The organism is Paraburkholderia sp. LEh10 (assembly GCF_017814945.1).
In the GTDB taxonomy this organism is placed as follows: Bacteria; Pseudomonadota; Gammaproteobacteria; order Burkholderiales; family Burkholderiaceae; genus Paraburkholderia.
Genome location: NZ_JAGIPX010000025.1, coordinates 113,454 through 122,537 on the forward strand (window position 1 = coordinate 113,454; position 9,084 = coordinate 122,537).

Sequence of the window (9,084 nt, forward strand, 5' to 3'; positions counted from 1 at the left end):
AACGTATCAGAGGGAACAATGACATCGAACGTTATGGAGACAATCGACCGGCCGTTTCGCGAAGCCGGATTTCGCGAGCCGTCAGTCGAAATCGAACGACGCGGCGACGGGACGCTGATCATGAGGTCCGGCCCGCCGCTGCCGCCGACGCGCTCATGCACGACCGACTGGCTCGAACACTGGGCCGCCGTGCGTCCCGCTGCTCCGATGCTCGTGCAGCGCAACCGCGAGGGCGCGTGGGAGTCGTGGAGCGTCGGCGAGGTATGGAACGCGGTGCGTGCGCTCGCGACCGCGCTGCTGTCGCACGGCGCGAGCCAGAGCGCGCCGCTCGTGATCCTGTCGGAGAACTCGTCGGCCCAGGCGCTGCTGACGTGGGGCGCGCTATACGCAGGCGTGCCCGTCGCGCCCGTGTCGCCCGCGTATTCGCTGATGGGCGGCAGCTATAAGCGGCTTACGGATGCTGTTTCGCTCGTCAAGCCGCATCTCGTGTTCGTCGAGGACGCGCAGCGTTTTGCGGGCGCGATCGACGCGCTCGGCGTGCCACGGGAGCGTGTGATCGCGGTCGAGCACGCGGCGCCCGGCATGCTGTCGTTCGCGACGCTGTCGCGCACCGCGATCGAGCCGGCTGTCGAAGCGCGGCATCGCGAACTGCCGGGCAGCCTGCCCGCCAAATACATGTTCACGTCCGGTTCGACAGGCGTGCCGAAGGCGGTCGTGCAGTCGCGCAGCAATCTCGCTGCCGCGCAGGAAATGACGGCGCGCGTGTTCAGGAAAGATCCCGTCGATCAGCCTGTCTATCTCGAGTGGCTGCCGTGGCATCACGTGATGGGCGGCAACATCGTGCTGAACCGGATTCTGCGTTTTGGCGCGACGCTGTATATCGACAATGGAAAACCGCTGCCGGGCCGTTTCGATGAGACGCTCAAGAACCTGGCAGACGTCGCGCCGTCGCTGTACTTCAACGTGCCCGCCGGGCTCGCGATGCTGGTCGCCGCGCTCGAACGCGACGAGCGGTTCGCGCGGCATTTTTTCTCGCGGCTTACCTATGTGTATTACGGCGGCGCAGTGCTGTCGCGTGACCTGTACGACCGCTTTCAGCAGGTCGCAGTGCGCACCACGGGCGAGCGCGTCGTGCTCACGTCGGTGTTCGGCGCGACCGAGAGCTCGGGCCCCGCTGTCACGCAATACTGGGCCGTCGATGACGTCGGCTGCATTGGGCTGCCCGTGTCCGATGTCACGCTGAAGCTGCTCGAAGACCCTGATCTTCCCGGACGCTACGAAATGCGGATCAAGGGGCCGAATATCATCGAGCGATATCTGGACGCGCCTGACAAGACGGCGGCCGCGTTCGACGATGAAGGCTTCTATGTGCTCGGCGACGCGGTGCGCTTCGTCGATCCTGAGCGCCCCGTCGCGGGGCTGCGCTATGCGGGCCGTTTCGCCGAAGACTTCAAGCTCGCCAACGGCACATGGGTGCGCACGGCCGCGCTGCGCACGCGGCTGATCGACGCGTGCAGCCCTCTCGTGAAGGAAGCGGTGATTGCGTATGACGGCGCGGATACGCTCGGCACGCTCGCGTGGCTCGACGCCGGCGCATGCGCGAAGACATGGCCGGAGCTCGCGGGCGCCGATGTGGGCGAACTGGCGCGGCATCCGCTGTTGCTGCGTGAACTTGAGCGGCGCCTCGCGGTGGTCAACGCCGGGCAGACGGGGGCATCGATGCGTATCGAGCGGCTGATGCTTCTGGACGAGCCGCCGTCGATGCAGCACTACGAAGTCACCGACAAAGGCAGTATCAACCAGCGCGCGGTGATCGAGCGGCGCAAGGATTGCGTCGAGGATCTGTTCGCCGCGCCTTGCGCGCAGCATGTGGTGGTCTCGCCGTCCTGACGGGAGCGGCTCTCGCGTTCTCGTTGAAGTTGTACCGGTTTGTCTTGGGACTGTCCCGGTTCGTGTCGGTATGTCGCCGCGCGGATTGGGACTTTTTTTATGATGCTAGAACATCATCGTAAGTGTGACCCACGTCTGATGGCGAGCCGTGTTTTGCGTCGCGTGTCCTGCACGCATCGCGTAGCTGATCTGCGCGGCAACGCGCTTGCCGCTATGGCTCGCGCCGATACGCTATCCCTGCATGGTGTCGGAGGACTATAGGGTGCGGCTTCCTGGAGGGTCAACGAACGTTCATAGCGAGGTTAATTTTACCGTATATGGAAAAGAGTCGCGTCACGTGAAGGTCTGCGACGCGCGGACTGCACGAAAGCGCGCGTCGCAGACGGAACCTCACCTCACACCGAGCGCGCCATCCGATCCTTCTCGTTCTGCTCGCGAATCGACGAGCGCGCCTGTTCCCAATCGCTGTCGGACCAGTCCTTGAAGTGATAGAAGTTGCCGCCCGTCGCCAACGAGTTCGCGCCGTCGATCGTCAGCGTCTGACCCGTCAGCCATTCGCAGCCGTCGGCCATCAGGAAGGTCGCGAGATTCTGCAGTTCTTCCATCCGGCCGGCGCGGCCCATTGGGCTGCTGCCTTCGGCGCGGCCCGCGTCTTCGCGTCCCGGATAGAGGCGCTTGCTCATGCCCTCGGTCGGAAAGACGCCGGGCGCGATCGCATTCAGGCGGATCTGGTGACGGCCCCATTCGACGGCAAGCGATTTCGTCATCACGTTGACGCCCGCCTTCGACATCGCGGACGGCACGACGAACGGCCCGCCATTCATCACCCACGTGACGAGGATCGACACGACACTGCCCGGCAGATTGTTCGCGATCCAGCGCTTGCCGACTGATTGCGTGACATAGAAGGTGCCGTGCAGCACGATGTTCGCAATCGCATCGAAGCCCCGCGACGACAGGTCTTCCGTCCGGCTCACGAAGTTGCCCGCCGCGTTGTTCACGAGCCCGGTGAGAGGACCTTCCTTCCAGATGTCGTCGATCATCTGATCGACAGCTTCGGCGTTGCGGATATCGACTGCGATGCCTTTAACAGAGCCGCCGAAGCGGCCCATCAGCTCGTCGGCCGCCTCGTTCAGCACGCTTTCGCGGCGCCCGCAGATATACAGGTCCGCGCCGAGCCCCAGGTAACGTGCGGCGATTTCCTTGCCGAGCCCCGAGCCGCCGCCCGTGATCAGAATGCGCTTGCCCTTCAGCAGATCGTTTTTGAACATGGTGAGTCCCTTCGTCTGGTAAATGAATGAGTCGAACCGGTTCACGCACCGGCCGTTGTCGTTGCGATCTGCGCGTTCGATGCGACACATGTGTCGCGCGCCGCGCAGGCCGCCCCCTCGTCGAGCAGTTGTTTCACTTCGTCATCGGAATAGCCCGCCGCGAGCAGCACTTCGACGCTGTGCTCGCCGAGCCGCGGTGTCGGCGCGAGCGTGGGCAGCGGCGTCGCGGACCATGTGGTCGGATTGCCCAGCGTGCGGATCACGCCCTCCGTCGGGTGCGTGTCTTCACCGATCAGGCCCGTCGCGTTCAGGTGCGGGTCGTTCAGCAAGTCCTCGATCGAATTGACGTCCTGGTAAGGAATGTCCGCTTCGTCAAGCAGTGTTTTCCACTGCGCGGACGTGCGCTCGGGCATCACACTGGCGACCCACGCATACACTTCGCGAATGCGTCGCGAGCGATTGCGCTGGCTGCAGAACAGGGGGTCGTTGAACAGCTCTGGCTTGCCGATCGCGGTCATGAACGCGCGCCAGTGCTTGTCGTTGTAGATGAGCACGCACAGATAGCCATCGGCCGTCCGGTACGGCCGGCGATCGACCGATATCAGCCGGTCGTATCCGGCTTCGCCTTCGCCGTTCTCGCCCGTGCTGACGCGTTCGCCGTGCGCGCCGGGTGCGAACGTGCGGCCCGCCATGTGATCGGCCAATACGAAGTGCGCGACGCTTTCGAACATCGGCACCTCGACGTGCTGGCCGTGCCCGCTGCGCTCGCGCGCAAACAGCGCCGCGCTGACGGCATAGGCGACATGCAGGCCTGTCACGCGGTCCGCCAGCGAGACGGGCGCGTACATCGGCTCTGCGGTGCCGGACTGCTGCATCAGCCATGGCAGACCCGCCGCGCCCTGAATCAGGTCGTCATACGCAGGACGATCGGCATATGGGCCGCGCGCGCTGTAGCCGCACGCCGTCACATACACCAGCCGCGGATTGACGGCCGCCAGCGCGTCATAGCCGAGGCCGAGCCGCTCCATCGCGGCCGGGCGGATGTTGGACAGCAGCACGTCGGCATCTTTTGCGAGCTTCAGCAGCGCTTCGCGCGCCGACGCCTTCTTCAGGTCGAGCACGACGCTTTTCTTGCCACGGTTGTTGTGCATGAACACGTGGCCCATTTTTTCGTGCTCTTCGCCGTGCGCGTCGATGCGCATCGAGCCCGCTTCGCGCACGTTGTCGCCCTCGGGCGCTTCGATCTTGATCACCTCGGCGCCGAGCCCCGCGAGCGTCAGCGTCGCGAGCGGTCCGAGCACGATGCTCGACAGATCGAGGATGCGCACGCCGGCAAGCGGCCCGCGTTGAGTTTCAGCGGACATGAACAGTCTCCTCCGTGAATGCGGTTGACATCGGGAACAGGCAACGGCCGCGGCTCAGAACTCGTCCGCGCGCAACGTCATCAATGCGTCGGCGCCGCTCATCGCCGCGTCGAAGTGCGTTTCGGAAGCGGGCAGCAGACGCTCGAAAAAGAACTTGGCCGTGCCGAGCTTGCCGCTGAAGAACGACGCGAGCTGCGGGTTCCGCTCGCGGCCCGCGTGCGCTGCGCACGCCATGCGCAACCACAGCGCGCCGAGCGTGACGAGGCCGAAAAGTTGCAGATAGTCGGTGGCTGCGCCGGCGACATGCCATTCGCTGGCCGCCTGCCATGCGCGCAATCTGGCTGTGGCATCGCGCAGCTTCGCGACCGCGAGGCGCTCGGCGGCAGCCATCGATGCGAGGCTCGCGATGGACGCCGCGTGCTCCGTGCATGCTTCGACGGACGCGAGCCACGACTCGAACACACGGCCATCGTCGAGCCCGATCTTGCGCAACACGAGGTCGAGCGCCTGAATGCCGTTCGTGCCTTCATAGAGCGGCACGATGCGCGCATCGCGATAGAACTGCTCCATGCCGTTCTCGTGTATGTAGCCGTAGCCGCCGTGTATCTGAATGCCGAGTTCGGTCACCTTCAGCGCGCAGTCGCTGAGAAAGCTCTTGAGCACGGGCGTGAGCAACGCGAGCCGGTTCTCCGCCGCTTCGCCTTCGGGGCTGTTTGCGCGGGCGGCGCGCACATCGAGCAGCAGCGCCATGTCGAGATAGAACGCGCGCATGCCTTCTGTCAGCGCTTTCATGGTCAGCAGCGAGCGGCGCACGTCCGGATGATCGATGATGAGATCGCGGCCGTCGTTGCCAGTCCGCGCTGTGCTGTCGGTCGCTTTCGACACTTTCGGCGCGACACCTTGACGGCGCTCCTTCGCGTAAGCGAGCGCGTTCTGATAGCTGATTTCGGCGACACCGGCGCTTTGCACCGCCACGCCGACGCGCGATGAATTCATCATCGTGAACATCGCGCGCAGGCCGCCATGAGGCTTGCCGATCAGCCAGCCGCGCGCGCCGTCGAAATTGAGCACGGCGGTGGCTTGCGCGCGAATGCCCATCTTGTGCTCGATCGAACCCGTGTTGACGTTGTTCGGCGCGCCGGCGAGTGCGCCGGGCAGGTCTTGCGCGAGCCGCTTAGGCACGACGAACAGGCTCAGGCCGCGCGTGCCTGCCGGGGCGTCCGGCAGGCGCGCCAGCACGAGATGCACGATGTTGTCGGTCAGGTCGTGATCGCCGCTCGAAATGAAAATCTTCGTGCCCGTGATGCGGTAGCTGCCGTCCGCATCGGGCTCGGCGCGCGTACGCAACCGCGACAGGTCGGAGCCGCTGTCCGGCTCAGTCAGGCACATGGTCCCCATCCACGAGCCGTCGACGAGTTTCGGCAGATAAATCTGCTTCAGTTCGTCGTTGCCGTGCGCGAGGATCGCGCGGTACGCGCCTTGGGACAAACCCGGATACATGCCGAACGACATCGATCCCGAAGCGACGAACTCCCGCACCATCAGCGCAACGGAAGGCGGCAACCCCTGGCCGCCCCAATCGGGTGACGCCGCGAGCGCCGGCCAGCCATTCTGGCGATAAAGCTCGTACGCTTCCTTGTAGCCCTTCGGCGTCGTCACCGCGCCTTGATCGAAGTGACAGCCTTCGCGGTCACCGGGCAGGTTGATGGGCACCAGCACATCCTTCACGAACTCGGCCGCACCGTCGAGCACCGCCATCACGACGTCGAGCGTGGCCTCTTCGAAGCCGGGCAGGTTGGGCGTGTGCTGGTCGTAGCCGAAGACGTCTTCGAGCAGGAAGCGGATTTCGCGGATGGGAGCGTCGTAGCCTGGCATGTCGTGGACTCGCTAAAGAGAGGCTTTCCGGTCCGGCTTGTCACGGTGTCGCGTGAACTTCGAGCCGGGCGTACTTTAAACTTGACAGTGTTATGTTATCTACGGATACTTGACAGCGCAAGAGGAGATGATCCTGCAATAAACCCGAATGCCCAGGCGCTTTGCCGGCACGGGTCGCACATCGATCAACCGAACGAGGAGGGGCAGTATGCGAAGCCGCGGAACCCATCTTTTCCCGATGATGGATCGGGTCATTTTTGGCCGGCCGGCAGCCGAAACGCTGGCGGCCGAAGCAGAAAGGCTCGGCGCAAAGCGGGTTTTTCTGATTGTCAGTCGGACGCTGAACACGACCACGCCGGAAATCCGAAAGATCGCCGAAGCGTTGGGCGAGCGCTATGCGGGCGTGTTCGACGGCGTCGCGCAGCACACCACGCGCGAGGGCGCGATGCAAACCACGCGGGCGGCGCGTGAAGCGGGCGCGGACTTGCTTGTCGCGATCGGCGGTGGTTCCGTAGTTGACATTGCCAAGATTACAACGCTGTGCCTCGAACACAACGTCACTGAAGAAGATGGGCTGGACGGTTTCGAGATCCAGGTCGACGAGAAAGGCCGGCGCAAGGTCGCGAACTTTCGTGGCCCGTCGGTGCGGATGATCGCGATTCCTTCGAGCCTGAACGGCGGCGAATACAACGCCGCGTGTCTCGTCACCGACACGCGCCGCAAGCTCAAGCAGACCTTCTTTCATTCGAAGATGATGCCGCTCGCGATCATTCTCGATCCGCAGCTGTTGCGCTATGCGCCGGATTCGCTGCTGCTCGGCTCGGGCACGCGCGCAATGGACCATGCGATCGAGGCGCTGTGCTCGCCGCAAGGCAACCCGCTCGTGGACGCGACGGTGTTGCGCGGCATCGAGCTGATGCGCGAATGGCTGCCCCGCGCGCAGCGCGAGCGCGAGGACATCGAGGCGGCGACGCAATGTCAGGTTGCTTCGTGGCTTTGTTCGTTCGGCCTGCAGGCGCGTGTGCCGATGGGTGCGAGCCATGCGATCGGCCATGTGCTCGGCGGCACCTGCGACGTGCCGCACTTCCTGTGCACGCCCGTCATGATGCCGGGCATTCTCGCGTACAACGAGCCCTTTACCGCCGACGCGCAGAAGTCGCTAGCGGCCGCGCTCGGCCAGCCCGATATGGCGGCCGGCGACGCGTTCAGGGCGTTTTGCCAGTCACTGGATCTGCCGACCAGCCTGCGGGAAGTCGATGTCGGCGCTGACCAGTTCGACCTGATTGCACGCAATACGATGACCGAGTTCTTTATCTTCAGCAACCCGCGTCCCGTTCACGGGCCGGCGGGCGTGCTGGAGATCCTGAAGCTGGCCGCGTAGTGCGCGGGCGCCAGCTGCTGCGCGAGCGTGCAGCTGGCCCGTGGATGTGTCGATTTCCAAAAGGAGTAGCGAAATGTCGGAACAAAGTCCCATTCTGGTCACGGGAGCGGCGGGCCGCGTCGGCGCGGTAGGGCGCACCGTCACTGAACTGCTGTTGAAGCAGGGCAAAGCGGTGCGCGCGATGGTGCGCTCGGATGACGAACGCGCGCAGGCATTGCGCGACATGGGCGCAGAGGTGGTGGTCGGCGATCTGCTCGATCTCGATTCGATGCACAAAGCGATCGCCGGCTGCGAAACGATGTATTTCGCCATGTCGGTTTCCGATGCGTATCTGGCCGCGACGATCAATGCGGCTGCCGTGGCGAAGCATCACGGCGTGAAGGCGTTCGTCAACATGTCGCAGATGACGCTCTCGCAGATGAGCGTCACGCAAACCACTGCGAGTCCGCAGCACAAGCTGCACTGGCTTGCCGAACAGGCGCTGAACTGGTCGGGTCTGCCCGTCGTGCATGTGCGGCCGACGGTATTTCTCGAAGGCTTTTTCCTGCTGTTTTCGTCGCACTCCGTCAAGAAGTCGGATCAGATCCGGCTGCCGTTCGGCGACGGGAAGACTTCGCCCGTTGCAGCGGAAGACGTCGCGCGCGTGGTGGCCGCGCTGCTCGCCAATCCTCAGCCGCATATCGGGAAGACTTATCACCTCACCGGTCCGCACTCCGAGAACATGCATTTCTACGCGCAAGAGTATTCGAAGGCGCTCGGCCGCACGATCACCTATCAGGACATACCCGTCGGCCCCTGGCGCGAAGCGCTGATTGAGCGCGGCTTGCCCATCCATCTCGTCAACCACCTCGCGACGATGGCCGACCTGCATCGTGCGGGACGCTACGACCGGATGTCCGACGACGTGCTCACGCTGACGGGACAAGCGCCGCTTAGCGTGCAGGATTTCGTCAGAAAGAACGCGGCGACATTCACTGCGTAGTCGATAACGACCCGACTGGTCCTTTGACGCCACTGCGCTTGCACGCTTGCATGCGCAATGGCAACGCTCGCCCGTGAAGAGATCGATCGCGGCAACTGACGACGTCGCCGGGTATCGATTGGGCGATACGCGAAGCGAGACTTATGTTGGACGAAGGGCGCGCAAGCCGTGGACGCTCGCGCCGTGCGGTTTAACCACGCCATCACTTCAGCTATGAACATCGGAATACCGACTGAAACGCGCGCGTACGAAACACGCGTCGCCGCGACGCCCGAGACGGTGAAGAAGTACGTGTCACAAGGTCATCGGGTAACGGTCCAG

7 protein-coding genes are annotated in these 9,084 nt (G+C 64.2%); 4 read left to right on the forward strand and 3 right to left on the reverse strand.

From position 1 onward, the window contains the following. Positions 1-18: 18 nt before the first annotated feature. Positions 19-1,890: an AMP-binding protein gene (locus tag J8I87_RS21615; RefSeq protein WP_209933894.1), complete on the forward strand. Its 1,872-nt coding sequence runs from the start codon at positions 19-21 to the stop codon at positions 1,888-1,890. 395 nt (positions 1,891-2,285) lie between these two features. Here J8I87_RS21615 and J8I87_RS21620 read toward each other — a convergent pair whose 3' ends face one another. From J8I87_RS21620 to J8I87_RS21630, 3 genes are read right to left on the reverse strand one after another with little or no spacing between them, the layout of a single operon-like run. Then, positions 2,286-3,161 carry an SDR family oxidoreductase gene (locus tag J8I87_RS21620; RefSeq protein ID WP_209933895.1) on the reverse strand — a complete coding sequence of 292 codons (876 nt, stop codon included), beginning with the start codon at positions 3,159-3,161 and terminating at the stop codon, positions 2,286-2,288. A gap of 41 nt (positions 3,162-3,202) precedes the next feature. Continuing rightward, positions 3,203-4,525: a CaiB/BaiF CoA transferase family protein gene (locus J8I87_RS21625; RefSeq protein WP_209933896.1), complete on the reverse strand. Its 1,323-nt coding sequence runs from the start codon at positions 4,523-4,525 to the stop codon at positions 3,203-3,205. 54 nt (positions 4,526-4,579) lie between these two features. Further along, positions 4,580-6,400 carry an acyl-CoA dehydrogenase C-terminal domain-containing protein gene (locus J8I87_RS21630; protein ID WP_209933897.1) on the reverse strand — a complete coding sequence of 607 codons (1,821 nt, stop codon included), beginning with the start codon at positions 6,398-6,400 and terminating at the stop codon, positions 4,580-4,582. A gap of 208 nt (positions 6,401-6,608) precedes the next feature. On the opposite strand from J8I87_RS21630, the gene J8I87_RS21635 reads away from it, so the two are divergent. From J8I87_RS21635 to J8I87_RS21645, 3 genes are all read left to right on the forward strand, one after another. Continuing rightward, the gene (locus tag J8I87_RS21635; protein ID WP_209933899.1) at positions 6,609-7,781 is read left to right on the forward strand and encodes an iron-containing alcohol dehydrogenase; all 1,173 of its coding nucleotides are present in this window, start codon (positions 6,609-6,611) and stop codon (positions 7,779-7,781) included. A 73-nt stretch (positions 7,782-7,854) separates the two neighbouring features. Beyond that, on the forward strand, positions 7,855-8,763 hold the full coding sequence (locus tag J8I87_RS21640; RefSeq protein ID WP_245254062.1) for an NAD(P)H-binding protein: 909 nt from the start codon (positions 7,855-7,857) through the stop codon (positions 8,761-8,763). A 213-nt stretch (positions 8,764-8,976) separates the two neighbouring features. Continuing rightward, on the forward strand, positions 8,977-9,084 hold a 108-nt coding region (locus J8I87_RS21645), incomplete at its 3' end, for a hypothetical protein (RefSeq protein WP_209933911.1).

Coding starts and splice junctions, on each gene's coding strand:
- J8I87_RS21620 (WP_209933895.1), bottom strand. CDS start 3,161: ATGTTCAAAAACGATCTGCTGAAGGGCAAGCGCATTCTGATCACGGGC.
- J8I87_RS21635 (WP_209933899.1), top strand. CDS start 6,609: ATGCGAAGCCGCGGAACCCATCTTTTCCCGATGATGGATCGGGTCATT.
- J8I87_RS21625 (WP_209933896.1), bottom strand. CDS start 4,525: ATGTCCGCTGAAACTCAACGCGGGCCGCTTGCCGGCGTGCGCATCCTC.
- J8I87_RS21630 (WP_209933897.1), bottom strand. CDS start 6,400: ATGCCAGGCTACGACGCTCCCATCCGCGAAATCCGCTTCCTGCTCGAA.
- J8I87_RS21640 (WP_245254062.1), top strand. CDS start 7,855: ATGTCGGAACAAAGTCCCATTCTGGTCACGGGAGCGGCGGGCCGCGTC.
- J8I87_RS21615 (WP_209933894.1), top strand. CDS start 19: ATGACATCGAACGTTATGGAGACAATCGACCGGCCGTTTCGCGAAGCC.